At 31.2% G+C, this 25,522-nt stretch carries 24 protein-coding genes; 17 read left to right on the forward strand and 7 right to left on the reverse strand.

The genetic code is table 11. The features are described from left to right. The first annotated feature begins 6 nt into the window (after positions 1–6). The 16 genes from tssD (LCI24_RS06605) to LCI24_RS06680 all read left to right on the forward strand — a co-directional run bounded on the left by tssD (LCI24_RS06605) (position 7) and on the right by LCI24_RS06680 (position 18,719). A complete protein-coding gene (tssD, locus tag LCI24_RS06605) occupies positions 7–786 on the forward strand; it encodes a type VI secretion system tube protein TssD (protein ID WP_274639660.1) in 780 nt (259 codons plus the stop codon). Positions 787–800: 14 nt separating this feature from the next. Then, the gene (locus tag LCI24_RS06610) at positions 801–2,447 is read left to right on the forward strand and encodes a LysM peptidoglycan-binding domain-containing protein (RefSeq protein ID WP_274639661.1); all 1,647 of its coding nucleotides are present in this window, start codon (positions 801–803) and stop codon (positions 2,445–2,447) included. After that, a complete protein-coding gene (locus LCI24_RS06615) occupies positions 2,437–3,291 on the forward strand; it encodes a hypothetical protein (RefSeq protein WP_274639662.1) in 855 nt (284 codons plus the stop codon). The genes LCI24_RS06610 and LCI24_RS06615 overlap by 11 nt, the downstream gene beginning before the upstream one ends. 261 nt (positions 3,292–3,552) lie before the next feature. Continuing rightward, on the forward strand, positions 3,553–4,047 hold the full coding sequence (locus LCI24_RS06620; RefSeq protein WP_274639663.1) for a hypothetical protein: 495 nt from the start codon (positions 3,553–3,555) through the stop codon (positions 4,045–4,047). 291 nt (positions 4,048–4,338) lie between these two features. After that, a complete protein-coding gene (tssD, locus tag LCI24_RS06625) occupies positions 4,339–4,737 on the forward strand; it encodes a type VI secretion system tube protein TssD (protein ID WP_073184365.1) in 399 nt (132 codons plus the stop codon). Between the two features lie 132 nt (positions 4,738–4,869). After that, entirely contained in the window at positions 4,870–6,714 is a 1,845-nt protein-coding gene (locus tag LCI24_RS06630) for a type VI secretion system Vgr family protein (protein ID WP_274639664.1), read from the forward strand. A gap of 22 nt (positions 6,715–6,736) precedes the next feature. Further along, entirely contained in the window at positions 6,737–8,350 is a 1,614-nt protein-coding gene (locus LCI24_RS17005) for a PAAR domain-containing protein (RefSeq protein WP_313813324.1), read from the forward strand. A 2-nt stretch (positions 8,351–8,352) separates the two neighbouring features. Further along, positions 8,353–9,129: a hypothetical protein gene (locus tag LCI24_RS06640; RefSeq protein ID WP_274639665.1), complete on the forward strand. Its 777-nt coding sequence runs from the start codon at positions 8,353–8,355 to the stop codon at positions 9,127–9,129. Positions 9,130–9,145: 16 nt separating this feature from the next. Further along, positions 9,146–12,457 carry a toxin VasX gene (locus LCI24_RS06645; protein ID WP_274639666.1) on the forward strand — a complete coding sequence of 1,104 codons (3,312 nt, stop codon included), beginning with the start codon at positions 9,146–9,148 and terminating at the stop codon, positions 12,455–12,457. Then, positions 12,451–13,206 (forward strand): YdbT family protein, encoded by a 756-nt coding sequence (locus tag LCI24_RS06650; protein ID WP_274639667.1) that lies wholly within the window; start codon positions 12,451–12,453, stop codon positions 13,204–13,206. Before LCI24_RS06645 ends, LCI24_RS06650 begins: the two co-directional genes overlap by 7 nt. Then, positions 13,200–13,955, forward strand: a complete 756-nt coding sequence (locus tag LCI24_RS06655; RefSeq protein ID WP_274639668.1) for a hypothetical protein — start codon at positions 13,200–13,202, stop codon at positions 13,953–13,955. The genes LCI24_RS06650 and LCI24_RS06655 overlap by 7 nt, the downstream gene beginning before the upstream one ends. After that, positions 13,949–14,701 (forward strand): hypothetical protein, encoded by a 753-nt coding sequence (locus LCI24_RS06660; RefSeq protein ID WP_274639669.1) that lies wholly within the window; start codon positions 13,949–13,951, stop codon positions 14,699–14,701. Before LCI24_RS06655 ends, LCI24_RS06660 begins: the two co-directional genes overlap by 7 nt. A gap of 31 nt (positions 14,702–14,732) precedes the next feature. Then, positions 14,733–15,518, forward strand: a complete 786-nt coding sequence (locus tag LCI24_RS06665) for a hypothetical protein (RefSeq protein WP_274639670.1) — start codon at positions 14,733–14,735, stop codon at positions 15,516–15,518. 106 nt (positions 15,519–15,624) lie between these two features. Beyond that, positions 15,625–16,035 (forward strand): HYC_CC_PP family protein, encoded by a 411-nt coding sequence (locus tag LCI24_RS06670; RefSeq protein ID WP_274639671.1) that lies wholly within the window; start codon positions 15,625–15,627, stop codon positions 16,033–16,035. 59 nt (positions 16,036–16,094) lie between these two features. Next, a complete protein-coding gene (locus tag LCI24_RS06675; protein WP_274639672.1) occupies positions 16,095–18,332 on the forward strand; it encodes a TonB-dependent receptor in 2,238 nt (745 codons plus the stop codon). Positions 18,333–18,353: 21 nt separating this feature from the next. After that, a complete protein-coding gene (locus LCI24_RS06680) occupies positions 18,354–18,719 on the forward strand; it encodes a heavy-metal-associated domain-containing protein (protein WP_274639673.1) in 366 nt (121 codons plus the stop codon). Positions 18,720–18,755: 36 nt separating this feature from the next. Here LCI24_RS06680 and LCI24_RS06685 read toward each other — a convergent pair whose 3' ends face one another. From LCI24_RS06685 to LCI24_RS06715, 7 genes are read right to left on the reverse strand one after another with little or no spacing between them, the layout of a single operon-like run. After that, on the reverse strand, positions 18,756–19,592 hold the full coding sequence (locus LCI24_RS06685) for a pseudouridine synthase (protein WP_273693936.1): 837 nt from the start codon (positions 19,590–19,592) through the stop codon (positions 18,756–18,758). A gap of 45 nt (positions 19,593–19,637) precedes the next feature. Next, positions 19,638–20,555 (reverse strand): geranylgeranylglycerol-phosphate geranylgeranyltransferase, encoded by a 918-nt coding sequence (locus LCI24_RS06690; protein WP_274639674.1) that lies wholly within the window; start codon positions 20,553–20,555, stop codon positions 19,638–19,640. A gap of 9 nt (positions 20,556–20,564) precedes the next feature. Then, on the reverse strand, positions 20,565–21,491 hold the full coding sequence (locus tag LCI24_RS06695) for a mevalonate kinase family protein (RefSeq protein WP_274639675.1): 927 nt from the start codon (positions 21,489–21,491) through the stop codon (positions 20,565–20,567). Positions 21,492–21,542: 51 nt separating this feature from the next. Continuing rightward, positions 21,543–22,037 carry a toxin-antitoxin system YwqK family antitoxin gene (locus LCI24_RS06700; RefSeq protein ID WP_274639676.1) on the reverse strand — a complete coding sequence of 165 codons (495 nt, stop codon included), beginning with the start codon at positions 22,035–22,037 and terminating at the stop codon, positions 21,543–21,545. A gap of 13 nt (positions 22,038–22,050) precedes the next feature. Continuing rightward, a complete protein-coding gene (locus LCI24_RS06705; protein ID WP_274639677.1) occupies positions 22,051–23,136 on the reverse strand; it encodes a diphosphomevalonate decarboxylase in 1,086 nt (361 codons plus the stop codon). A gap of 35 nt (positions 23,137–23,171) precedes the next feature. After that, a complete protein-coding gene (locus LCI24_RS06710; RefSeq protein WP_274639678.1) occupies positions 23,172–23,873 on the reverse strand; it encodes a LytR/AlgR family response regulator transcription factor in 702 nt (233 codons plus the stop codon). Beyond that, positions 23,866–24,924 (reverse strand): sensor histidine kinase, encoded by a 1,059-nt coding sequence (locus LCI24_RS06715; RefSeq protein WP_274639679.1) that lies wholly within the window; start codon positions 24,922–24,924, stop codon positions 23,866–23,868. Before LCI24_RS06715 ends, LCI24_RS06710 begins: the two co-directional genes overlap by 8 nt. Before the next feature lie 212 nt (positions 24,925–25,136). On the opposite strand from LCI24_RS06715, the gene LCI24_RS06720 reads away from it, so the two are divergent. After that, on the forward strand, positions 25,137–25,502 hold the full coding sequence (locus tag LCI24_RS06720; protein WP_274639680.1) for a hypothetical protein: 366 nt from the start codon (positions 25,137–25,139) through the stop codon (positions 25,500–25,502). The last annotated feature ends 20 nt before the right edge of the window (positions 25,503–25,522 follow it).

Here is a 25,522-nt window from a genome sequence, read left to right on the forward strand (position 1 = left end):
CTAAAAATGAATGTTAAAGCAAAGCTATTTGTATGTGGAGAAGAGCGAGAACTTTTCAAAACAAATTTAAATTACGATCGACTTATTGATTGGAACGGAAAACCTACCTCTGCCTTAATGGGAGGAACCATCTCGGTTACATTTGAATCACAAATGTATGACGATAGTTTTTTAGAATGGATTATTGCCGACAGAACCGAGAACAAAAAAGTATCATATCCCTTTAACTTATATCAGTTAAGAGAAGGAAAAGTTGTTTTTTATCAAGATGATTTTGACGGATTAGAAATCTTTGAATACAGCTTTAAAGATGCTACCCTTATAAATTATCATGAAAAATTTTGTAATCAATTAGGTATGCAGGTTACTTTAACCATATCTCCAGCCATGCAAGATTACCGATTTTTTAACAACTCTAGTTGGAGTAAAAAAACTACTACACGCTATATAAAACACTGGCAAGAAAGTTTTATACCAATAAAAGAAGCCGCACCATACAAAGCTAAAGAAGATACAACACCACGCTTTACTTGTTATTATACCGACCTTCAAGGTAATAAACAGGCAGAACCACATACAGGAGAAGAAGTGTACTTAGTATTGAAAACAGAAAATGCTATAGGACAAACAATAGATATTGATTTAAGTAACCACACAAAAGATTTTGTATACAACGATAAGGTTATAGAAAACGATATTATAAAAGATTTTAAGGTAACTAGTAGTGAACACAAGCTTAAACTAAAAGTTGTAGCACAACAACCAGAGCCTATAAATATTGAATAAAAATAGCTAAGAAAATGATTATCAAACCTAGTAATACATTGAAAATAAGACATCATAAAGTTTTAGATGCTTATTTTGCAGAGAGAATAAATACACCTCAATACAAAAGTAGTGATGAAAAAGAACCTGTAAAGCATAAAGTTGTTTCAGGTGATACACTAAGTAAAATAGCAAAGAAGTATAGTACTACAGTAGCAAAGATAAAAGCAGATAACGGTTTAACCAGTGATACTATTTATGTAGGAAAAACTTTAAGTATTGGTTCACAACCTAAAAAAGAAAAAATAGGAGATAAAGTGACTTTTAAGAGTTTAAAGTCAGCAAATTTAGGCGATGAAGTTTATGTAGTTGTAAAAACATCAAACTTAGCAAATAAAAAAGTTTGGTTGAATGTTAATCAAGGTAAAGAAAAAGGAGTTGTAGAAAAAGATACTCCCATGACTTTACAGCATGAAGGTAAAGAATTGACAAGACCCGAAGCAATTGTAGGAGCCTATGCAAAAGATGATAAAATTACCAACAAAACTGATTTTAAAGATTGGGCAATTTTTAAAATTACGTTAGGCGGAAAAGATACGAAGAAGGAAAGAGAAGCATTGGATAAACTGAAAGGGAAAAAGGCATTTATGTATTTATTGATAGATGCTCACAGTCCTAACAATGTAAAAGTAGTATACAATGGCAAAAATCCAGATAAAGAAGGAGAACCAGACAAGCGAAATACGCCTAACTATTGGCTAGATATAGACGGTAAGTGGTTTGAATTGAAAAAGGGATGTGGTATAGAAATAACTTCAGAAATTTTAAAACAAATTTTTCCAAAATCTAAATCAACAAGAAGGAAAGAAGTTGCGGATGCCATAAATAAATATAAGTGTGAGTTTGAAATAAATAATTTAGATAGAATGGCTCATTTTTTAGGGCAAATAGGGACAGAAACAAGTCAATTGAATGCACTTAAAGAAAGCTATAATTATTCAGCAAAAAACATCTATAACACCTTTTTAAGAAAAGTTCTTATAAAACATCCTACTAATTCAAAAAAATATACATTCAAGTATCATGATTTGATAGAAGGGTATGATGCTACTTTAACATGTGAATATTCAAGTCCTAAGACTTCATCTGAAAAGAATTATGGACATAAACGAGATGTTGAAGATCCAATTGAAGTAACTAAAAAGAATGGTAAAGCTTCTTGGAGTTATGATGAATTTAGTGAGCTATACAGTATCAAAGATGAATACATTAAAGATAAAAAACTTTTTGATTATGTCTACGGTTGTAGAATGGGAAATGGTAAAAGGTCAACAGAAGACGGGTCTGATTACTTTGGTGTTGGTTTTATACATTTAACAGGTAAAAATAAATATAAAGCATTGCATGATAAATGGAATGAGTTGTACCCTAATGATAAAAAGGATTTTATGGGGGATGATATTAGTTTATTGAAGACTGATGTGGATGTGGCTATGAAGGCATCGATGATTATTTGGACTCATGTTCAAGTAGGTACTAATAATGAGGCGGATAAAGGAAATAATAAAGCAGCTATTATAGCGGTAACAAAGGATGTAAATGGAGGTACCAATGGATTAAATCATAGAGAGAAATTTACAAAAAAAGCTTACGAAATTTTAAAAAAAGAAAATGAGAAATAAAATACTTACTCTAATTCTATTAGTTTTTATAGTTAGTTGTAAAAAACAGGAAAAAAAATCAATAGAAAAAAAAGATGAAATAATTACCGAGAATTATGACGTGTTGTCTACTACAGAAGATACGCTTAATGAATATGACTTAGATCAACTTCAAGGTATATGGAAAAGTTTTTCTTACTATTTAGAGCATGAACAAGATGATAAAGATGAGCATAAAAATGAGTATTATAAAGTAGTTTCAAAGTCTAAGTGTTTAGATATTATTCTAAGAGAGCATGAAATGGATAGTATATTGTATAAGACCTACGAACTAGGTTTTATAGATAATAAAAATCAATATAAGAAAGGAATGGAAAAGCCTCCTTTGAAAACTAAAGGGAGTTTTTTAGTTAGAAACTTAAAAGGTGTATTTCAAAAAGGGGAGGGAACTCAAAAGTTTATTGAGGAATTTGAAGTGAGTCAAAATATACAAAGGAATTACGATACATATGAACTTTTAGACGATGGTTTTAATTACAAAAACTTTGGAGTTGTAGAAAAAGTTCAGTTTAAAAAAGTATTAGCACTTCCAGTAGAGGTTTACAAGGAATTGAAAGGGATTTCTGCAATAGAGGTGGAAGCTTTTAACATTGCAGAACTTTCTTCAATGGTGGTTGTAAATGTTCCAAAGAGTTATTTTTATGAAGACGAAAATTTAGAAGTGAAAAAAAGAGCTTTTTTGATTCAAAATGATAAGGCATACTTAGAAGAAATTAATGATAACTCTGTAAAAGTGTATTATGATGGGGTAAAAATCACCTCTGGATATTTAAAAAAATCTGAGGTAACAATACTGCAAGATTAGTTTTTGCTAAGGTGAACCATTGTAATTAGCAACTAAACCTTAACATCTTTAATTCTATATATTATTAGTAATTACTGTCAGTCAATATAAAAAACTTACTACTTTTGTGAAGCTGCTAAAAAAAGATTAACCTTATATTTTGAAGAAGAAAAAGGCTCCTACAAAATTATAGTATGGTAGCTGCCAATTTATATAATACAATTCTTTCTTCTTACAACCTATAAACGTCTTAATAGCAGTTTTTCAATTAAATTTATATATATGATTTTTAAACTGATATTTAGAAAAAAATTAAAAGAGTTAAAAAAGAGAGAACAAGGAATAGAGTTAGAAAGAAACCGTTTAAAAAAAGTTAAGTATTTATTAGATGAACGAGTAGGTGAAGGAGCAAAATGCGTAATAGAAACAACTAATAAAGGAGTAGCTGTGTTAGTAGCAATAAACTCTAAAGAAAATGAAATAGAAGTTTTTGATATTGATACGATGAACACACCTTCAGTTAAAGAATCCGGATTATGGGTAAAGATGTGGGATAAAATTAGAAGTAAAGAGGTTTTTTTGCAAGATAGAAATGGAAAAGAAAAAGGACTTGAAGAAGTTGCAATGATGCATTTATTTAACCTTGTTGATGAAGCCACAAAAGAAAAAGTTAGTTGGAAAGTAAAAGACATTAAAGATTATAATGATAAAGATGAGCTTATTACTTTGTATGAAAATATGGGGTTTAAAATGAAACACTTTTCAAAAGCCCAATAGTTTTAAAGAACGCAAAGTCAATTTAATCAGCAATAGTCTTTGTTTAATACAGAAGGCTAAGTTTTTTTAAAAAAAGTAACAATTTATTTGCATAAAAATTTGGTAGTAAGAAAACTATAACATACATTTACATCACATAAGGCAATATTTGTTATCTTCTTTCTTCTTATAGAATGGCGCCAAAAAATAAAAAAAGAGAAGGTTTTATATTGTTTAAAGCTTTCTCTTTTTTTATGGAGAAAGCTCTAAAAAGTATTTTAATTTAATTATTTAACCCAAAAAAAAGAAACTATGGGATCATTTAGAGCAAGTTTCGAATTCGCAGGAAAAGAATTCGACGTATTAGAAGCTGAATACAGCTTAAACAGAAACACAGACACAAAAGGTAAACCATCTTCAAGTGTAAATGGAGGAAGAGTTACTTTAACTATCGAATCTACATCAGATACCTCTGTTATTGAGGCAATGGTAAATAGCCAATTTAAGTCTGTTGATGGAAAAATTGTTTTCAAGAAAACTGATGAAGATTCAAAAATGAAAGAAGTGGAATTCAAAAACGCTTACATCGTTTATTTCAAAGAAGAGTTAGATGTGAACAATGAAATTCCAATGAAATTAACAGTTACTTTCTCTGCTGAAGAATTACTTATTGGTAATGCTAACTTAGATAACCGTTGGCCAGTAGCTTAATGAGAAGGACTAAATAACTTTTAGTTTTATATAATTTATTTATTAAAGACCTTCTCTTTTTTATAAAGGAAGGTCTTTTTTTTGTCAAAAAAAAGCGTTGATAGTTAACTATAACAAAGAAAAAATACCCCCATGCATAAGATAAAAGAAGAAGCATTAGATAAGCAAATTACCATTGATGGTAATTTTGTAAAGAGCTATAAAACAATTACAATTAACCAATTTTTATATAAGCATCATACTTTTGAAGTAGTGGTAGACATAGAAACCGTAGAAGAAGCGGGAAGTTACACACTAGATAAATCAAAAGAATGGTTAGGGAAACAACTTACCACCAATGTTTCTGGGAAAGCTTTTGTAGGAGTTGTGTTAGATGTATCAATGCGTCATAATGAAATAGGATTACACGGCGAATTAATACTTAAAGGATTGTCTCAAACAGTCTTGTTGGAAAATGGAAAGCAACAAAAATCTTGGTTAGAAAAAGACTTAGGAAGTATTGTTTCAGAAATCCTAGATGCTACCACCATCAAAAATAAGGTAAGTCCAACATATACTACGGTAATCCCTTATCAATGTCAATACGCAGAGAGTGATTATAAATACCTTCAAAGATTAGCGTATCAATATAATGAATGGTTTTACTTTGACGGAGTAGACGTTATTTTTGGAAAGCCTGAATCTGAAGGTCAAAAACCAATAGAGCTAGAATACAGTAAAGATTTAAAAGAACTACAAATAAAAACCAAAACGTATAATCCTACTTTAGCGACTTATAGTTACGATTCGTTAAATGATCAGTTTTTTGAAGGAGATTTAAAAGCAAATAATGAAGGGTTAAACGATTTAGCCAATACAGCACTAAAAGCATCAGAACAAGTTTATAAAGAAGTAAAAGACTTTGGGGTAAGTGATGTGTTTTTACAAGATAAATCATCATTAGATGAGTACTTACAAAAGCGTTTACAAGGGTTAAGTGCAGGAGGTAATGTGCTTAAAGCAAGTGGGGTAACAAAAGGACTTTGTTTAGGAACTATAATAAAAGTAAGCGCAGCAAAGTATGATGAAGGAAAGTATACTGTAAAACAGTATGGAGAATATATTATAACTCAAATAAGTCATTATGCTGATGTTGGAGGAGCATATCATAATACCTTTGAAGCTGTCCCTGCAAACACAAAAAGTTTACCATTAAACGAAAATATAGCACCAGCTATAGCTAATAATCAAGTAGCTAAGGTAGTAAGTAATAAAGATCCAGAAAGTAAAGGACGTGTACAGGTTCAGTTTTACTGGCAAGAAGCTATAGGAGCAAAAACAGATTTTATTCGTGTAATGACACCAGATGCGGGAAGCAGTGACCTTACTAAAACTAATAGAGGATTTGTATTTATTCCAGAAATAGGCGATCAAGTAATGGTAGGTTTTGAACATAACGACCCTAATCGTCCTTTTGTAATGGGAAGCATGTTTACAGGTAAAAATGGAGCAGGAGGAGATGAAGAAAATGTAAGAAAGAGCATTATTACACGTGGTGGACATACGATTGAGTTAGACGATACAAAAGATAAGGAGAAAATAACCATAAAAGACAAAGACGGAAGTATTATAACTTTTGATACTAAAGAAAAATCATTGTTTGTTCAGTCTGCTGAAACTATGGAGTTTTCTGCTAAGAATGTGAAAATAATTGCAGAAGAAAATATTGAACTACAAGCAAAAGGAGAAATAAAAACAGCGTCAGAAAAAGACACTTCAATTTTATCTCAAGGAGCAATTAAAGCTCAGGCAGATAAAGATGCTAGCATTACAAGTAGTGCAAATGTGGCTATTGAGGCAAGTAGTAAAGCTACTATTAAAGGGCAAAATACAACTATTGAAGGTCAAGCGGCAGCCGAATTAAAAGGACAGCAAACAAAAGTACAAGGGCAAATGACTGTAGTACAAGGAGCAAGCGGTAAGTTTGATATAATGTAATCTTTTTAAAAAACAAAAACATATGCCAGGACCAGTAGCAACAGTAGGTAGTATGCATGTATGTCCTATGTGTAGTGGAACAACACCTCATGTTGGAGGACCAATAGCACAAGGAGAAGCAAATGTATTAGCTAACGGGAAACCCGTGGCCACTATAGGTAGTATGTGTACCTGTGTAGGACCACCGGATACCATAGCACAAGGATTTCCTAATATTTTAATTAACGGAAAACCCGTAGCATGTTTGGGAGACCTAACAGCCCACGGAGGAACAATAACAGCAGGAGAAGCTAATATTATAGTAGGTAGTGCTGCGCCAGTTCCTTCAGTTAATATGCCTGTAAACAAGATACCATTTCCAAAAATTAGTATTGTAGATAGGTTAGCTCACAATAGTAAAATAAAAGAAGCGGAAGAAAATCAAGAAAAACTAAAAGAAGAAGAGCAAGGAGAACCGCGAATTTATAATTTACAATGGCTAAAAGAAAAGAATATAATACGGAAGTCAAAAGTGTTAAAAGAAGTAACACTACGAGCTTATGTTTATAATATTCCAGAAGGAGAAAGTATTACGTTTAAAGTAAAGAAACCTGTTGAAACTACCGATGAAAATGGTAGTACAGCCATAAATGAAGAAGAAGTGGTAGAATTAACAGGAACAGTACAAGATAAAAAAGTAGAAGTTACTTGGGAGGTTGAAGATGTTTCAGAAGAAGGAGAGAGTACAAGTAATACACAAAAAAAAAACAATACAATAGTAAGTACGCAAGCAGAAAGTAATACAACACCATCCAATAATGTAGTAGCTACTCCTGCTTCAGGAGAAGATAAGGAAGATCGTTTTGTCGAGGTAGAAACAGGAGAAGTAAAAAAAGGAAATTGGATTACAGAAGAAGGAAATACGGTTATTGTTAATAGAAATGGGCAAAGAGCTTATGATTGGGAGTATGCAGACAATCCTGATGAAGCTAAAATGAAGCAAAATGGAATGTCAGATTATGATATTTTCAATGTAAAGCTAACAAAATCTTATCCTGAAGCGTATCTAAAAGCAGAAATGAAAGTTACACTTTGGTTGTTTTCTGATATAGAAGATGGCTTTGGAGAAAATGGAATACGATTAGCAAACCACTTTTTTTCAGGAGGAGGAAAAGACTTTGAATTTAACCAAAGTTCAAACCCTTCTATAGAAATGCGTGACTCAGAAAGGTTTAAGTCGTTCGTGTCTTCTTTAAAAGAAGAACTCAAAAAAAAGTATGAAAAAGACGGAACAATAAATGGATCAACCGGAGTTAACTTATATAGTATAAGAACCTCACTTCCTTATTATGGTGTATCATCTTCATTAAACCCCAATGTAAATGAGTCAGCAACATTTATAGGAGGTATTCAAGGTTGTGTAGCAAAGTACAAAGTCTTAAAAAATGAAAAAACACAAGAAGTCAAAGTTGAAATAGAACGAGTATTATTCTTAGATACTTTTGGAGCAGGATGGGAAGATGGTGGAGCCAATGGAAAAGCAAAACAATGGGTGCCAGGTTTGGTAGCAATGTTTTGTTTACAACATTTTAAGAATTTAAAAAGCCCTAATAAATTTAGACCTTTTACGGTGTTTGTAGATATTAAACCTTCATAATTATGAATCTAATTTTTATTCTTTTGGTTGTAATAACTATTATGTTCATTCTTTTTTTTAAAACAAAAAAGAAATTCATAAAAATTATTACAATTATTGTAGCACTTCTAGCTGTTTTTTGGGCATTTCTTTTAGCAGAAAAAGAAGTAGAAAATAAAAACGAAGCTTTTGAAATAAAACAGCTTACCATAAACGATTATGAAGCAGACTATGTGTTTAACTTTAAAGGTAACGCTCAACAAATAAAAAGTATATTTCAGTATGTTTATAACGATCTAAAAGAAAGAAAAACAAAACAACAGAAGAAACCTCAAGCGGACAGCATACAGGGGGAAGTAGCAATAAATAAATCTGCAAAAGAGCTAATTGAAAAAACGTCATTAACAGAAGAAGAAATAAAGGCAAGCTTTTTTGATTATGAGTTTTTAAGACCTGTTGAAAATGCAAACCCCAATGATAGAGAGAACTTAATATTTAAATTTATAATAGACGAAGAAAAAGGAGATATAGAAAGTATTATATCAAGATTTACGAATACGGAGATAAAAAAAGATGAGTATAAAATTGAATCAGTAAATGATACTTTATCTAACATATATTTAGAAGATACATTATTAAATTATAATTCATTTTCTAAGAGCTTAGAGCTGGCAAAAAATAGCAAACCTCACTTTACTTCGAATATTTACAATTACGATGTTTTATACAAAAACAAATTTATTTTCAGAATAAAATATTTTGAAAGAGGAAAGTATCTTAAAGTATTTTTTAAAAACTAAAAACTAAAAACAAAAAATGGCTAACGATATTTTAGAAAAAAACCAACTAACAGAATATAATGAAGTAGTTGCTAGGTATTTTTTTGAGTGTACTGGAGGTGGTGTTATGGAACCTGTAAAAAGCCCAGAAAAAGAAGCTTTAAAACCGGGTATTCGTTTACATTTTTTACGTTATGGTTTATTTGATAAGAATTCGGAAAACCAAACAGAAGAAGATGTAGATGCGCCTAAATATAACGATCCGAGAATAACCAAAGGGGTTTTAATACAAGATGATAAAGCAGTATGTAAAAATGTAGCTACTTGTAATTCTAATACCCAGAATACAAATGCAGCAGAAAACAGTACGCTTGAGTTAGAAGAAGTAGAGGTGTTATCACTAAAAGAGTTGCCTCAAATTAATAATTTTTATGTAGCCCGAACTGCTCTAAATAAAGGATATATTTATCTAATTAACGATGAAGATCAAAACGATTACCACGAACTATATGTTGATGAAAGTGGACAGCTACAGCATATTATATGGGCATACAACAAAGATGAAAAAGGAAATTATAAAGATATTCGAAAACCATCTGGAGACAAGAGCGAATATAAGTTAATAATAGAACCAGGAAAAAAATATTGGGTAGCATACTCTCCTGTACAATGGAGTAGAGATTATCATAATGAGCTGAATACGGATGCTAATAAGCGTAAAGAACGTATGAAGTTGATAGATTGTAGTGGTATAAAAAAAGGAGAAGAAGAAAAACATGAAAATGTTATACCATTTACAAATGTAAGAGCAACGTTTCCTGGTAACCATCCAAGGGCAGGAGCACTTGAAAAGATGCTAGACTCAATATTATCAGATGAAAAGAAACAAGATGAAAAAGGAGATAATGAGGTTTTTGAAGATATGTTTATCACATTACATGATCCAGCAGGTTGTGCAGCAGATATAAGTGAGGTTGTAAGTGATAAAACATTAAAGCTTCAAGCATTAACTCAAGCAATACAATCAGGTGAATCGGTAAAAGAGGCGTTAGGTAGATTAGAAAGAAAAGAAATACAAGCACCTGAGCCTAAAGATAAAGAGTATGGGCATTTATTTACATTGGCACTCACTTGTTATCAGATGGTGTATAACGATGATAAAGCGATCTTAAAATTTGATGGAGGTTCACCTGGTTGGTTTAATTTTAATGATAGGCATTCGTTAGATCCAAGGCCCATGTATTCTGAGTATTACAGTATGGCTGAAAAAGGAACAGTCTATAGAAAAAATAGTGGCCATATAGGTTATGGTTTAGACCATGAAAAACTAAAAGGTATTTTAGGAGTTGAGGAACGTAAGCAAGCAAGAAAAATCTTATTAAATTATAGAGAAGATTTAGGTGTTTTATTAAGTTCTACATATGTAAGAACCTATTTAGACGATTTTTTAGGAAATCACCCAGAACGTATTGTAGAAGGGAGAGATTTTATGTTAAATATAATAGACCCTTTAAGTTATCACCCTTATAAGTTTGATGCACATTTATTACTTGATAAAGATTATGTAGAAAATGATAAATGGGTAAATTGGTTGTATGATGTCATAGACGATAAATACCCTGAACGAGTAAAAAATAAAGGAACTAAAAGTAAAGCAAAAGGATTTGAAGGTTTAGACCCTTTATTAGCTTTATTAGCAGCGCCTTTAAATATTAAAGAAGTAATTAGTAAAGGGGAGAGTTTTGCGCAAAACTTAGCTGGGGTTTACGAAAAAAACTTAAAGTATCGTGCGAGCCAAGCATCAAGTTTTAAGGAAGTAGATGGAATATTACTCCGATCTATAGAAGAGCGACAAAAGTTTATTGTAGATAAGTTAAACAAAAACCTTGAGGTTTTTGGTGAAAAAATGTTTGAAATACGTGATGGAGATATTCACTTACGATTACAAGAGCTAGGGGTAGAGTTAGACCCAGAATATGTTAAAAAAGGAAAATATACTGGTAAACGTGCGGATGTATTACGTATCTTAAAGGAAAGCCATGGAAAAGATGGTTTTACCTATCGTACTCTTAAAAATGGTAGAAGTACAACTTACGAAATAAAAGTAAAAGTAGCAGAAAATGTAAGTGATGATGCCCGAGCTGTTAAAAACTATAAAATTAGCCAGATGGTTAATGGTAGAGCTTTTAATGGAGTATTTGCTTTGTTGGAATTATATAATTTTAGCATGGCAGTAGTTAAAGTAACAAGCGAAGGAAGTTCTAAAAAAGATAAAGTATCTGCTTTGGGTACCGCTGTAAAGTTAACAGAAGCTAGTGTTAACTTAAGAATAGCTTTTTTAAATGCTTCTGAAAGTGAAATAAAAAAGGGTCTGGCAGAACGTATAGCTGTAAAGTGGGGTAAGCCGTTAGGTGTAGTAGGAGGGATAATTACAGTAGGATGGTGTCTTTATGATAGTTTTAAGGCAATGGATAAAGGAGATATGGATGCTGGTTTTGCTATGATGGGTGCTGGGGTTGCTTTTGGGGTGTCTTCAATGGCATCTGTAGGAATTGTTTTTGCTTCTACAGGACCTGTAGGGTGGATAGCAGCAGCAATAGGAGTAGGACTATTACTTATAGCATCATTACTTACCGATAGTGAGTTAGAAACTTTTTTTAAAAACTTTTTATTAAGTGATTCATATGGGGAAGGCTTTCCTAAGCGCTCAAAAGAGTTACCCATGGACTACGCTCGTAGAATTTTAGAAAACAGAAAATTGTTAACAGATGATGATTATCATGATACACTTATGAACCCTATTGATGCTCAAACCAAATTGTTTGATTGTATCGTATGTAAAGAGATAGGGTTTAAACCGATAAATTCAAAATCTAAAATGATCCCTTCGTTTGGAGGAACAATGCCATCATCTATAGAAACAGCGTCGTATTTTAGTGCTAAAATGGTGTTTAGTCGATTTTTCAACCATCCTGATCAAGTAGAAACTCACGTGTTCTTTTACCCAAAAGGAGTAAAAAATGGAAACCCCATAAATATGAATATTGGTACGGTGAGTAAAATTTACGATTTAGAGAACAGGGAGGCTTTAGAGGTAAAGTTTTGGGTGCCAAAATCACATGAGGATAAAATAACCTCACAGTCAGAAGCAGTATTCGCTCTACGATTAAAGATAGATGAGAGTGAACAATTATACTTTCCATATTCGTTACAAAAAAAAGAACGTTATTTAGGAGCTAAAATAAAACTACGAGCATTAAGTGCGGGATTATATATTACAGATTTAGACCAAAATGAAGAAGTTATGATTGCACCATTAAAAGAATTAAAAACAAACAAACCATGGTAAAAGACTTTACCCGAAAAATAACTCATCAAGACTATAAAAAATCAGAAAAACTAAAAAAATATTATCATAGGGTAGAAAAGAGAATATACGTAAAGCCTAGAAATTCTGTAAATAGTAATTCGCATAGGCTATTGAAATATGATTATAAGGATAACAATTTTATTTATTACCATACGAAGGGTACAGTAGTGCCTTTATTAGGGGGTGGAATATCTTTTGCTTTTCTATTAATTTTTCTGTTTCCATTAGAAGAACAAAGAGATGAAATTGAATGGTTTTTTTTGATAGTAACAGTATTATTAACTGTTTTTTTCTTGGTATACGGTCTAACGAAACCCAAAAAAGAACATATTTTAAATCGTAAAGATGGATTGATTACGATGACTGGTTTTTTTTGGCAAAAAAACATCACAATGCCATTTAAAAAAGTAGAGTTTGCTTATAGTACAGGTGAAGAAAATATGGTGGGAGCTTTTAGGTTAGAAGTTATTCGTCCAAATAAATGGCAAACTTTTGACTCTTTTGGGTATGGGGGAGCAGAATGTTATGAGAGTATGTCTTTTATTACTTGGTATATGGATAAAAACCGTCCGCTACCTCCTGGAGAAGCTTTTGATCCATATCGTCAGCAAGACTTTGAAAGAAGAAAAGCTAAGGGGTTTCCTAAGCCTTTGTACCCAAGTAAAATATCAACGCCAGAGGCTACTAAAGAACAACAAGCAGAACGTAAACGTATTGGTGGATGGTAGACTTTACCCGAAAAATAACCCATCAAGATTATAAAAACTCAGAGAAACTCAAAAAGTATTACCATCGAGTTGTAAAAAAAATTCATGTTAAACCAAGTAAGCTTGACAAAGGCTATATTGAAAGGAAACGATCTGATTATATTATTTATAATGATAAATTTTTAGTAACTAAAACTGCTTATTTTATAGTACCAGTAATTTTTGGAGGAGCGTCATTAATTTTATCTTTATTACTTATTTTTCCTTTAAATGAACCAAGAGATACTGCCGACTGGTCTCTTTTAATTATTTCGGTTTGTTCTACTATGTTTTTTATCATTTTTGGATTGACGATGCCTAAAAAAGAAAATATTTTAAATCGTAGAGACGGATTAGTAACTTTTACTGGTTTTTTATGGCAACCTAATATAACGATGGAGTTTAAAAAAACAGAATTTGCTTATAGTACAGGAGGAGAGGATTTAGTTGGAGGTTTTCAATTACAAATCATACGTCCCAATAAATGGCAAACATTTGCTATTACTGGTTATGTAGGAAGCGAGTGTTATGAAGATATGTCTTTTATTACTTGGTATATGGATAAAAACCGTCCGCTACCTCCTGGAGAAGCTTTTGATCCATATCGTCAACAAGATTTTGAGCGTAGAAAAGCTGAGGGATTTCCTAAGCCTCTGTACCCAAGTAAAATATCAACGCCAGAGGCTACTAAAGAGCAACAAGCAGAACGTAAACGTATTGGTGGATGGTAGACTTTACCCGAAATATAACCCACCAGAGCTATAAAAACCCAGAAAAACTCAAAAAATATTACCATAGGGTAGAAAAAAAGATATATGTTAAGCCTAGAAATTCTGTTAATAGTGATTCGCATAGATTGTTAAAATATGACTATAAAGATGATAATTTTATGTTTTATCATACAAAAGGTACTGTAGTTCCTTTTTTGGGAGGAGGGGTGTTCTTGTCATTGATTACATTTTTGCCTTTTGCGAATGATGCTTTTCAGAGTTTAGGGAGTATTATATTTTATATTTTTTGTTGCGCTGGTTTCTGTTTTTTTTTAATTTATGGCTTGACTAAGCCTAAAAAAGAGCAAATTTTAAATCGTAAAGATGGATTGATTACGATGACAGGTTTTTTTTGGCAAAAAAACATCACAATGCCATTTAAAAAAGCAGAGTTTGCATACAGCACAGGAGGAGAAAATATGGTTGGAGCTTTTATATTAGAGGTTATTCGTCCAAATAAATGGCAGACTTTTGATTCTTTTGGATATGGTGGAAAAGAATGTTATGAAAGCATGTCATTTATCACATGGTATATGGATAAAAACCGTCCACTACCTCCTGGAGAAGCTTTTGATCCATATCGTCAACAAGATTTCGAACGAAGAAAAGCAGCAGGTTTTCCTAAGCCTTTGTACCCAAGTAAAATATCAACGCCAGAGGCTACTAAAGAACAACAAGCAGAACGTAAACGTATTGGTGGATGGTAAAATATGTTGATGGAAGTAGAGTGTCATAATTATGCAAGAAGAATTTATATACCAACGAAAAATTACTCATACTCAATATAAACATGGTGATAGAAAAGTAAAAAAAGGAGGTTTAAAAGGAAGGTTGCATACTGTAATTACAGATAATGCAATAAAATTAACGAATAAAAGGTTGGAAAGCAAAAAGACTTTTTTATATGCTTCTGATAAGTTTGTAGAGGTTGTTGATCCTCAAAAGGTTACTCCTATTGTAATGGGAGGTTTTTTTTTATTGATTATTATTATCATTATTATTGGAGGTTTTAAGTTTCCAAATGAAATAACTACAGTTTCTTTTATAATTCCATCTATAATTGCCCTTTTTGGGTTTTTATTTTATGTAGCCTATTATTTCACCATGCCTTTAAAAGAGAATATATTTAATAGAGAAGATGGTATAATAACTTTTTCTGGTTTTATGTGGTATGAAAATATTACGATGCCCATAGAGAAAATTATTTTTACAATGTCAGGTCCAGGTAGCTTACAAGGAGGAGGAGCATTTCGATTATTAATTGAAAGGCCTGATAAATTATATACTAAGTATGATTGTTCTATAGGAGGAGAAAATTGTTATCAAGATTTGTCTTTTATATTGTGGTATATGGATAAAAACCGCCCATTACCTCCAGGAGATGCCTTTGATCCATATCGTCAACAGGATTTCGAACGAAGAAAAGCAGCAGGTTTCCCTAAACCTTTATACCCAAGTAAAATATCAACACCAGAGGCTACAAAAGAACAACAAGCAGAACGTAAACGTATTGGAGGGTGGTAAAAAGATCAAATTAAGGAAAGTTGTTGGTTTTAATAAAACTATAAAATGAGTAATATCCTAAGAGTAGTAAAATACAGAGTTTTAAAATTTTGTACATTTGCAGAACATGAAGAAATACGTTTCTAAAATAATAGCTACACTCTTAGCATTAGTTGTGTTACTATCTACATTTTCTTTTAATGTAGAAAAACACTTTTGTGGAGATTCTTTAGTGGCAATTTCTTATGTAGGTAATGTAGATAGCTGTAATGATTTAGAGAAAGACAGTTGTGAGAGTAAAACAATAGAGCCTTCATGCTGTAAAGACGACACAGAGTTTTTAAAAGGACAAACTCAAATTCAAAAATCACCTGTTGAAAAAGTAATCTTTGCAAAGATTGCCACAGCAGTTACTTCATATATTTATAACAAACAATTATTTCTAAATTTAGAAAAACAGTTTGTTCCACACAGGTTGTATATACCACCCAAACTGTTTTCTGATATACAGGTACTTCACGAAGTTTTTATCATATGATTTTATAACTCTATTTACAAGTAAATAAGAATTATAAAATACAGTGTGATAGATAAAAAATGAAAAATAAATTTTTAATCAGTATATGCTTACTGATACCATCCATGTTATTTGCTCAAGAAGTGTTAACAGGAACTATTAAAGATAAAAATAATCCAAAAAAGAATTCAGGAATTTTCGGAGCCAATGTATACTGGTTACATACTAGTGTCGGAGCTACAACAGACCAAAAAGGAGAGTTTAAAATTCCGTATAAAAAGGAGTATAAAAAATTAATAATAAGTTTTGTTGGTTATAAGACAGATACAATAAATGTTAACAGTACAAAACCAATCAATCACTATTTAACTGAAAGTAACACATTAGAAGAAGTTGCTATTTCAGCTAAAAAAAGTTCAACTCAACAGTCGTATTTACAAACACAGAATTTGGTGACTATTAATAGTGATGAGTTGTTAAAAGCGGCTTGCTGTAACCTATCCGAAAGCTTTGAAACCAACCCATCTATTGATGTTAATTTTTCTGATGCATTAACGGGTACAAAACAAATTCAAATGTTAGGGTTAACAAGTCCGTATTTGTTGATTACTCAAGAAAACATTCCGTCGATTAGAGGAGCAGCACAAGCATTCGGATTAACATTTATACCTGGAACTTGGGTAGAAAGTATTCAAATAACAAAAGGGGCAGGTAGTGTTGTAAATGGTTTTGAAAGCATTTCAGGCCAAATAAATACAGAGTTAGTAAAACCATCAACCAATCATAAGTTTTACCTTAATGCTTATGGAGCAGTAGGAGGTAGGTTAGAATTAAACACTCATTTTAATCAGAAAGTAAGTGAGAAATGGAAAACAGGTTTGTATTTTCATGGAAATTATAGAGGAGAGAAGTTTGATAAAAACAACGACAATTTTTTAGATAATCCTTTAGCAGAACAAATTAACGTGATGAATCGTTGGCAGTATACAGATGCTGAAAAAGGCTGGGTAAGTTTTATCAACTTTAGGTATTTAGACGATTCAAAGCAAGTAGGAGAGGTCAGCTTTAATCCAGAAGTGGATAAAGGGTCTAGTACTGTTTGGGGAAGTGAAATTAAAACCAAGCGTTTTGATACATCGTTAAAAATAGGATATGTTTTTCCAGATATGCCTTTTCAAAATATGGGGTTTCAAGCAGCTTACAGTAATCATAAACAAGATTCGTATTTTGGACTGAGAGACTATAATATTCAGCATCAAAGTTTTTATAGCAACTTCATGTTTAGTTCTATTATTGGAGATACTCGTAATAAATTTAAAACAGGGGTTAGCTTTACCTATGATAAATATGATGAATTTGTTAGTGCAGCGATGAATTCAAATTTTGATAGAAAGGAAAACTCTGTAGGAACGTTTTTTGAATACGCTTATGATAATGCGGATAATTTAAGTGTAACTGCAGGGCTTCGATTAGATTACCATAACTTATTAGGAACCTTTGTAACGCCTAGGTTGCACATGCGTTATGTTCCTTGGGGAAGAGGTGTATTAAGAGCTTCTGTAGGAAGAGGAAAACGAAGTGCTAATATTTTTGCAGAGAATCAACAGCTTTTTGCTTCATCAAGAGCAATTACTATTGAAAACGTAGGTGGAAATATTTATGGTTTAGACCCAGAAGTGGCTTGGAATTACGGAATGTCTTTTTTACAAGGCTATAAGTTATTTGGAAGAAAAGGAGATATAACATTTGATTTTTATCAAACAAACTTCTCAAATCAGGTGGTAGTCGATTGGGAAAACCCACAAGAAATTTCTTTCTATAATTTAGAAGGAAAAAGTATAGCGAATAGCTTTCAGATAGAGGTGAATCAAAACATTATTCCATACTTCAATACCCGATTTTCGTATAAGTTTTATGATGTTTCTACAGATTATAAATCAGGAAACTTAGCAAAGGCTTTACAAGCAAAACATCGCTTTTTTGCTAATGTATCTTACGAAACTAAAAACGAAGAAAGTGATGCTAGTTGGAAGTTTGATGTAACTTATAATTGGATTGGAGAACAACGTTTACCCAATACAAATAACCAGTTGCCGACGCATTCGGATAGCTATAACTTGTTAAATACTCAAATAACAAAAGTATTTTCAAAAAAGTTTGAAGTCTATGTTGGGGCTGAAAACATTACAAATTACAAACAAAAAAATCCTATATTAGAAAGTGATAATCCGTTTGGTGCAAATTTTGATACTACAATTATATATGCGCCAGTTTTTGGAAGTAACTTCTATGCAGGATTACGATTTAAAATAGATTAATAAATAAAAAATAAAGAATAGATGAAAAATATATTTTTATTAGCAGTAGTTTTACTAGTAAGTACATCAGCATTTGCTCAGAAAAAAAATGCTAAAGTTTCTTTTGAAGTAGATGGCGTTTGCATGATGTGTAAACAACGTATTGAAAAAGCAGCACTAAAAACTAAAGGTGTAAAGTATGCAAAATGGGATGTTAATACACATGAATTGAGTTTAATTATTGATGAACGTAAGACGAATACAGAAGCAGTTAAAAAAACTATTGCAGGTGTAGGTCACGATACGAAAGATTTTAAAGCACCTAAAGAAGCGTATGATAATTTACATGAATGTTGTAAATATCGTGATAAAGAAGTACAAGAAGACCATAAAAAGGTAAAGAAGTAATAAAAAAAATCCCGAGTTTAACTCGGGATTTTTATTTTATAACATTTGTAATGTGTTAATTTCTTGCTGCGTTAATTCGCGCCATCTACCACGGGGTAAATTCTTTTTAGTTAAACCAGCAAAAATTACTCTGTCAAGCTTAATAACTGTGTATCCGAAATGTTCAAAAATCTTACGAACAATACGGTTTCTCCCTGAGTGAATTTCAATACCTACTTCTGTTTTGCGTTCTCCTTCTACATAAGAAACAGCGTCAATAAATACCTTTCTTCCTTCAATAATTACATCACCACGTAACTTTTCTAAATCGGCAATGCTTAATTTCTTATCTAAAGAAGCATGGTATAATTTACGAACGTTATGCTTTGGATGAGTTAATTTTTTTGCTAATTCACCGTCGTTAGTAAATAATAATAAACCAGTAGTATTTCTGTCTAACCTTCCAACAGGATAAATACGTTCTTTAGTGGCGTTTCCTACTAATTCCATCACAGTTTTACGACCGCGATCGTCTTCCATGGTAGTAATGTAGTTTTTAGGTTTGTTTAATAAAACATAACGCTTCTGCTCCATAGAAATTAAAGTTCCGTCAAAACGAACTTCATCAGTCGGTTGAACTTTATAACCCATTTCTGTAACTAATTTTCCGTTAACAGAAACACTTCCATGCTCAATATAAGTATCAGCTTCTCTACGAGAACAAATACCAGAATTAGAGATGAATTTGTTCAAGCGAATTCCTGTATTCTCAGTTTTTTTCTGAGCAGGTTTGTTGCTTTTTGGTTTTCTGAAATCTTTTTTGAATTGATTTTTTCCTTGAGGATTGCTGTTACGCCCAGCTTGTCGTCCTCTCGACGAGTTTTTTGAATTCATAATTAAATTTTAAAAGTTTGCAAATTTACGGTAATTATTTGGTTTTTAATCTAAAACCTCTACTACTTTATCTACAATTAAAGATTTATCAATAAACAATAAGCTAAACACACCTATTAATAATAAAACCTTTAAGATGTTGTGAGCCAAACGGTATTGATTGTTTTTTGTCGATTTCCAAGTGTAAAAACCAACAAAAATTAAGGTAATAGCCGCTAAATAAAAATAGTACTTCATGTACTCAATAGCGGGATAGTTAAATAATACTCCAATGGGTACTAAGGTTAACACCATTAATAAAACAATTAACTTCTTTGTGTTATGCTCTCCGTATTTTACAGGAAAAGTATTGTAATTATTAGCAATAGCTCCTTTAATATTTTCTAAATCTTTCATGAGTTCACGAATCATGATAACTAAAAAAAGAAAGATTGCGTGTATAAAAATTACCTTTGAAAAGTTTTTATAGTGTACGAATATTACAAAAAAGGGTAGTATGGTTAATACAGTAGCCGTTATTAATCCTATTAATGGGTGTTTTTTTAATTTATGAGAGTAGAACCAAATACCAAAAATATATACAGAGAAAAACAATGCTGCTCGCCATGAAACTAACCATCCAAAGAAAAAACCAATAAAGTTTAGCGTAAAATATAAACTTAGTTTTGTTTCCTGTTTTACGTAAGAATCTAACCCTGTTTTTATAGGTCTGTTAATAATATCAGCCTTTTTGTCGTAAAAATTATTGATGATGTAACCAGAGGCAACAACACAAACGGTAGCAATAACTAAATAGAGTAAATGCCAATCAAAAACTACAGGTTTAACTGATTTTGTATCAGAGAAAATAAAAATAGCAGCCAAATATTGGGCTGCTATTAGTACTAAAATGTTGTAACCTCTTATGACAGATAAAAGGCTAAATATTTTTAAGAAAAATGTATTGTTTTTAAATGTACTCATAGTAGCATTTTAAAAGCGATACACTAGTTCTAATTTATAATCTTTTAAACTGTTTTTTGCTTTTTCATAATCTTCAGTAAACCCTAAGATGTAACCTCCACCACCAGAACCACAAAGCTTTAAATAGTAATCGTTGGTTTGTATACCTTTTTCCCATACTTTATGAAAAGCAGTAGGAATCATTGGTTTAAAGTTAGCTAAAACTACTTTTGATAATTTCTTCACATTACCAAACAACGATTTAACGTTTCCTTGTAAAAAGTCTTCAATACACGCATCTGTATGCATTGCAAACTCTTCACTAATCATTTTTCTGAAACCTTCGTTCTTCATCTTATTCATAAAGATGTTAACCATAGGCTCAGTTTCACCAATTTGTTCAGAATCTAATAAGAAAACAGCGCCTTTTCCTTCTTTTTGAGAAGGAATTCCAGCTGGTTCAATATGTTCTTTTGAATTGATTAATATAGGTAAACTTAAATATGAGTTTAAAGGATCTAACCCAGAACTTTTTCCGTGGAAAAAAGACTCCATCAAAGAAAAAATTTGTTTCAAAGTTAAAAGCTTATCTCTTGTTAAGTTTTCTAAAATTGTAATTTTATTATTTGCATATTTGTCGTAGATAGAAGCTACTAAAGCACCTGAACTTCCTACTCCATACCCTTGAGGTATTGAAGAGTCAAAATACATTCCGCTATCAACATCGGTTTTTAAAGAATCTAAATCGAAAGAAACAATATCAGAGTTTAAGTTAGCTAAATATGTATAAAAATTAGCTAAGCTTTGATTTGATTTTTCAGCTTCTCCAGTTAAGTTTTTTGCAGATTTTAACGCTCCTTTATAAGAACTAAAAGGTATTGCTAATCCTTTGGAATCTTTAATGATTCCATATTCTCCGAAGAGTAATATTTTTGCGTAAAATAAGGGTCCTTTCATAGGTGTTTTAATTACAATGCAAACATACGGGTAAAACTACTAGTTTACAAACTAGTACACGTTTTTGTAAAAAGTTTTCCAAACACCAACTTTTTCGTTGTCTCGATATTTACCTTTTGTTTCTATTTTACCATTCTTATAAAAAGTTTTCCATATACCTTCTCTTTCACCTTCTTCATACTTTCCTTCTTCTTTCAACTCACCAGATTCATAATATACTTTTCTGATTCCGTGAAGTTTTCCATTTTTGTAGTTAGCTCTATGAAAAGGTTTTCCATTTTCATGATAATATAGTACTAAACCGTCAAAGACTTCCTCGTTAGGAATGTTTACTGTACTAAAACCTTCCATTTGAATTTGTCCGTTTTTGTAGTAGTCTACAATCCAAAAACCGTTATTCATTCTTTTAGGAGCAGGTCTGTAAAACACATGCTCTTCTTTTGTTGTTTCGTGCCAATTTTTATCGAACCAAATAGTGTCTTGTGCAGTAACAGAATTGGTTATAAAACCAATAAAAAGGGCAATTATTAATGTTGAAGTTCTCATAATAGTTGGGAATTTAGGTTAAAATAGGTCTCGCGCCAAAACCCACACTATCACAAATATAATGATTTTTTTGGCAGTATGCAGCCAAAATATCCTTAATAAATACTTCAATTTCAGACTTTTCTGAATGAGGGTATAATACGTGTACATTTGCACCTGCATCTAATGTAAAACAAACATTACTATTGTTTTCTTGTCTGTATTCCCATATTTTATTAATGATTTCTAAAGTGTTAGGTTTCATTAAAATAAAATACGGATTACTAGTTAACATCATGGCATGTAATGTTAAAGCTTCACTTTCAACAAGGTTAACAAAAGCCTTGATGTCTCCATTTTGAAAAATCTTTGAAAGTTTTTCCAAGTTTTGATTAGCTTGTGTAAAACGATTTTCTGCATACGGATGATCGTGCATTAAATTATGTCCAACTGTACTTGAAACTTGTTTTTCTCCTTTGTCAACTAATAAAATAGCATCTTGATAATCTTCAAAAATAGGATGAACTGTATAAGGAAATTTTATACCAAATAAATCTGAACTTCCCACAATATTAGGGTGGTTTCCCCAAACTACTAATGGACCTTCTATACTTCTACTAGCGCTCCCTGATCCTAAACGAGCTAAAAAGGAAGCTTTTTTGTTAATATACTCCTCAGTTAAATTCGGGTTTAACTCTTTTTCTAAATTCATTAAACACATGGCAATAGCACTCATTCCGCTTGCAGAAGAAGCAATACCACTACTATGTGGAAAAGAGTTTTCAGAAGAAATAACCATCTTATACTCTAAAATATACGTACAGTATTTTTGAATTCTTTCAAAGAACTTGGCTATTTTAGGTTTAAAATCATCTTTCTTTTTTCCTTCAAAAAACAACTCAAATTCTGCTTGATTTTTTGGGAGTGTCTTTGTAAACTCAATTTTTGTAGTTGTGTGACAATTGTTTAATGTAAAGCTTATTGAGGCATTTTTAGGAATTTGAGGTTCGCTTTTTCCCCAGTATTTTACTAAAGCAATATTACTAGGTGTTTGCCAAGTAACAGTTAAGTTATCTACTTTTTTATCTTGAGAAAGAAATAAGAAATCTGATGTATTCAACGTGTAAAAATTTTGCTGTAAAGATAGAATTTCGCTTACACTTGTGCTAATTTTTGTAAGACGCTTTCTTTGTAGCTCCTACTTATTGATACCGTTTTTTTAGCAATCTCAATATATTCGTTAGTATATGAGGAAATTTTAGATATTGAAACAATATAAGAACGATGAACTCTTATAAAGCAATCACTTGGTAATGTGGTTTGAAAGTTACTAATAGTTTCTCTAGTTATTACAGTGTCGTTATTGGTAAAAACTTTAACATAGTCACCTAAACTTTCAATGTATAAAATATCTTTAAAGTTAATCTTAACCATTTTCCTATCGGCTCTTACAAACATAAAATCCTTCTTGTTATCATTTTCTATAGAAATTTTCATGTTGTTATTAGTAACCTTTTGAATTGCTTGTAAAAATCGATCAAAAGCAATAGGTTTTAATAAGTAGTCTATTACACTTAGGTTAAAACCATCAACCGCATAATCTCTGTAAGCAGTGGTAAATATTATTTGTGATTTATTATTGATAATTTTAGCTAAACTTAATCCAGTAATTTCAGGCATATTAATATCTAGAAAAAATAAATCGATATTTTCTGTTTGTGCAACTTGTAGTGCTTCCATAGCATTTTTACAACTAGAAATTAATTCTAGGTTAGGGGTTTTATCTATGAATGATTCTAGAATTTCCCTTGCTATGGGTTCGTCGTCAACAATTACGCAAGTTGTTTTATTAGCCATTTATTAAAGGAATTTTTAAATCTACTATAAATTGGTTTTCTTCTAATGCTAAATGAAGCTTAAACTGGTTATTGTAAAGCATTTTTAATCTTTTTTGAATGTTTTCTAGTCCAATTCCATTTTTATCTATTTTTTTTTGGGGGGAAGTGTTTTTAATACGAAAAAACAAGGAATCTTTAGTTGTTTTTAAGTTGATATTAACACTTAATACACCGTCAATCTGAACACCATGTTTAAAAGCATTTTCAACAAAAGGTAATAGTAGCATGGGAGATACTTGGGTGGTTTCGTTATATAAATTCTTAGAGAATTCAACTTGTAAACTCTCTTGAAAGCGCACTTTTTCTAAAGAGATATAATCGTCAATATGTTGTATTTCATTTTTTAAAAGAACAGAAGGTTTGTCTACTTGGTATAAAATATAGTCTAACAAATTAGAGAGCTTTAAAATCATATCAGGAGCTTCTTCTGATTTTTTTAAAGTAAATCCGTATAAGGTGTTTAAGGTATTAAATAAAAAATGTGGATGAATCTGCATTTTTAAAAATTTCAGCTCTTGTTCTTTTAGCTGTAGTTGGGTTTGCAGGAATTTGTTTTTTAAGTTTTCGTTTTTTATGCTAGATAGATAATTGTAAATAATTAAACCTAAAGAGGTTGCTATAATAACAATAAAGTACACACCAATTATGACTAATGGTAAAGATTTAGTTAAGGTCTTTGTGTTGGTTCCTTCTAAAAAAGAGGAAAATACCAAGCCAAAGAAAATAGAGAGCAAAATAGCTGTAAATGATATAATGAAGGTGTAGCAGCTATATAAAATAAAAAGAAAATACTTTTTCTTAAGTAGGTATTTTGGAATTAAATATAAAATAATGAAATAACTTAAGCATATGGTTACAGGCATTAAGTATGCTGAAAAAGTGTTTACATAAGTAGTGTTAGAACTTCCATAGCCTAGGAAGTAGGTGTAAAAGAAATAAACACCTACCCAAAATATAATATTGAATAAGAAGAATATAAAGCGTTTAGCTATTGATGTAAATCTTTTCATTAAGTTGCAATATCTTATTTTTTGAATAAAGAGATAGGTTTTTGCGGTAAAATCCCTGAAATTGTAGACGAACAACGGTTTTCTGTTATTTGGTTGAAAAGGGAATTTAATATGTAGTTTGAGGAACAGAAAAGAGGTACTGTCGATATTACAAAACTCAAATGAATTATAAACATAGGTTTGTGCTGTAAATAACTTTAAAAATTAAAATTATGAAATTCTTATTCTCAAACCTTTTAAATGAAGGAGGATCAATGTTTATGTATCCAATACTGTTAATGCTATTAATTTGTATAGCATTGATATTAAAACTATTCTTAAAGGAAGATAGTAATGGTAAAACAATTAACTTACTTAAACATATAAGTTTATTTGCTTTAGTCTATGGGTTTTTAGGGTTGTTTTTTGGGTTAATTGGTGCGTTTGATAATATTAGTTCAATGCAAGGAGATATAGCAACTCCTGTTTTAGCAGCAGGTTTAAAAATAGGTTTGTTAGCCCCGTCTTTTGGAATGTTAGTTTTTTTAATCGCTAGATTAGGTATAATTGGGTTAACTCTCAAGAAAAAAGAAGCTTAAAATAATCAAATAACTTATTA

This window comes from Tenacibaculum larymnensis (genome assembly GCF_028829235.1).
Taxonomy (GTDB): domain Bacteria; phylum Bacteroidota; class Bacteroidia; order Flavobacteriales; family Flavobacteriaceae; genus Polaribacter; species Polaribacter larymnensis.

What these genes read in the sequence shown, in the direction of transcription:
- tssD (WP_274639660.1), top strand. Translation starts at nt 7, where the DNA reads ATGAATGTTAAAGCAAAGCTATTTGTATGTGGAGAAGAGCGAGAACTT.
- LCI24_RS06610 (WP_274639661.1), top strand. Translation starts at nt 801, where the DNA reads ATGATTATCAAACCTAGTAATACATTGAAAATAAGACATCATAAAGTT.
- LCI24_RS06615 (WP_274639662.1), top strand. Translation starts at nt 2,437, where the DNA reads ATGAGAAATAAAATACTTACTCTAATTCTATTAGTTTTTATAGTTAGT.
- LCI24_RS06620 (WP_274639663.1), top strand. Translation starts at nt 3,553, where the DNA reads ATGATTTTTAAACTGATATTTAGAAAAAAATTAAAAGAGTTAAAAAAG.
- tssD (WP_073184365.1), top strand. Translation starts at nt 4,339, where the DNA reads ATGGGATCATTTAGAGCAAGTTTCGAATTCGCAGGAAAAGAATTCGAC.
- LCI24_RS06630 (WP_274639664.1), top strand. Translation starts at nt 4,870, where the DNA reads ATGCATAAGATAAAAGAAGAAGCATTAGATAAGCAAATTACCATTGAT.
- LCI24_RS17005 (WP_313813324.1), top strand. Translation starts at nt 6,737, where the DNA reads ATGCCAGGACCAGTAGCAACAGTAGGTAGTATGCATGTATGTCCTATG.
- LCI24_RS06640 (WP_274639665.1), top strand. Translation starts at nt 8,353, where the DNA reads ATGAATCTAATTTTTATTCTTTTGGTTGTAATAACTATTATGTTCATT.
- LCI24_RS06645 (WP_274639666.1), top strand. Translation starts at nt 9,146, where the DNA reads ATGGCTAACGATATTTTAGAAAAAAACCAACTAACAGAATATAATGAA.
- LCI24_RS06650 (WP_274639667.1), top strand. Translation starts at nt 12,451, where the DNA reads ATGGTAAAAGACTTTACCCGAAAAATAACTCATCAAGACTATAAAAAA.
- LCI24_RS06655 (WP_274639668.1), top strand. Translation starts at nt 13,200, where the DNA reads ATGGTAGACTTTACCCGAAAAATAACCCATCAAGATTATAAAAACTCA.
- LCI24_RS06660 (WP_274639669.1), top strand. Translation starts at nt 13,949, where the DNA reads ATGGTAGACTTTACCCGAAATATAACCCACCAGAGCTATAAAAACCCA.
- LCI24_RS06665 (WP_274639670.1), top strand. Translation starts at nt 14,733, where the DNA reads ATGCAAGAAGAATTTATATACCAACGAAAAATTACTCATACTCAATAT.
- LCI24_RS06670 (WP_274639671.1), top strand. Translation starts at nt 15,625, where the DNA reads ATGAAGAAATACGTTTCTAAAATAATAGCTACACTCTTAGCATTAGTT.
- LCI24_RS06675 (WP_274639672.1), top strand. Translation starts at nt 16,095, where the DNA reads ATGAAAAATAAATTTTTAATCAGTATATGCTTACTGATACCATCCATG.
- LCI24_RS06680 (WP_274639673.1), top strand. Translation starts at nt 18,354, where the DNA reads ATGAAAAATATATTTTTATTAGCAGTAGTTTTACTAGTAAGTACATCA.
- LCI24_RS06685 (WP_273693936.1), bottom strand. Translation starts at nt 19,592, where the DNA reads ATGAATTCAAAAAACTCGTCGAGAGGACGACAAGCTGGGCGTAACAGC.
- LCI24_RS06690 (WP_274639674.1), bottom strand. Translation starts at nt 20,555, where the DNA reads ATGAGTACATTTAAAAACAATACATTTTTCTTAAAAATATTTAGCCTT.
- LCI24_RS06695 (WP_274639675.1), bottom strand. Translation starts at nt 21,491, where the DNA reads ATGAAAGGACCCTTATTTTACGCAAAAATATTACTCTTCGGAGAATAT.
- LCI24_RS06700 (WP_274639676.1), bottom strand. Translation starts at nt 22,037, where the DNA reads ATGAGAACTTCAACATTAATAATTGCCCTTTTTATTGGTTTTATAACC.
- LCI24_RS06710 (WP_274639678.1), bottom strand. Translation starts at nt 23,873, where the DNA reads ATGGCTAATAAAACAACTTGCGTAATTGTTGACGACGAACCCATAGCA.
- LCI24_RS06715 (WP_274639679.1), bottom strand. Translation starts at nt 24,924, where the DNA reads ATGAAAAGATTTACATCAATAGCTAAACGCTTTATATTCTTCTTATTC.
- LCI24_RS06720 (WP_274639680.1), top strand. Translation starts at nt 25,137, where the DNA reads ATGAAATTCTTATTCTCAAACCTTTTAAATGAAGGAGGATCAATGTTT.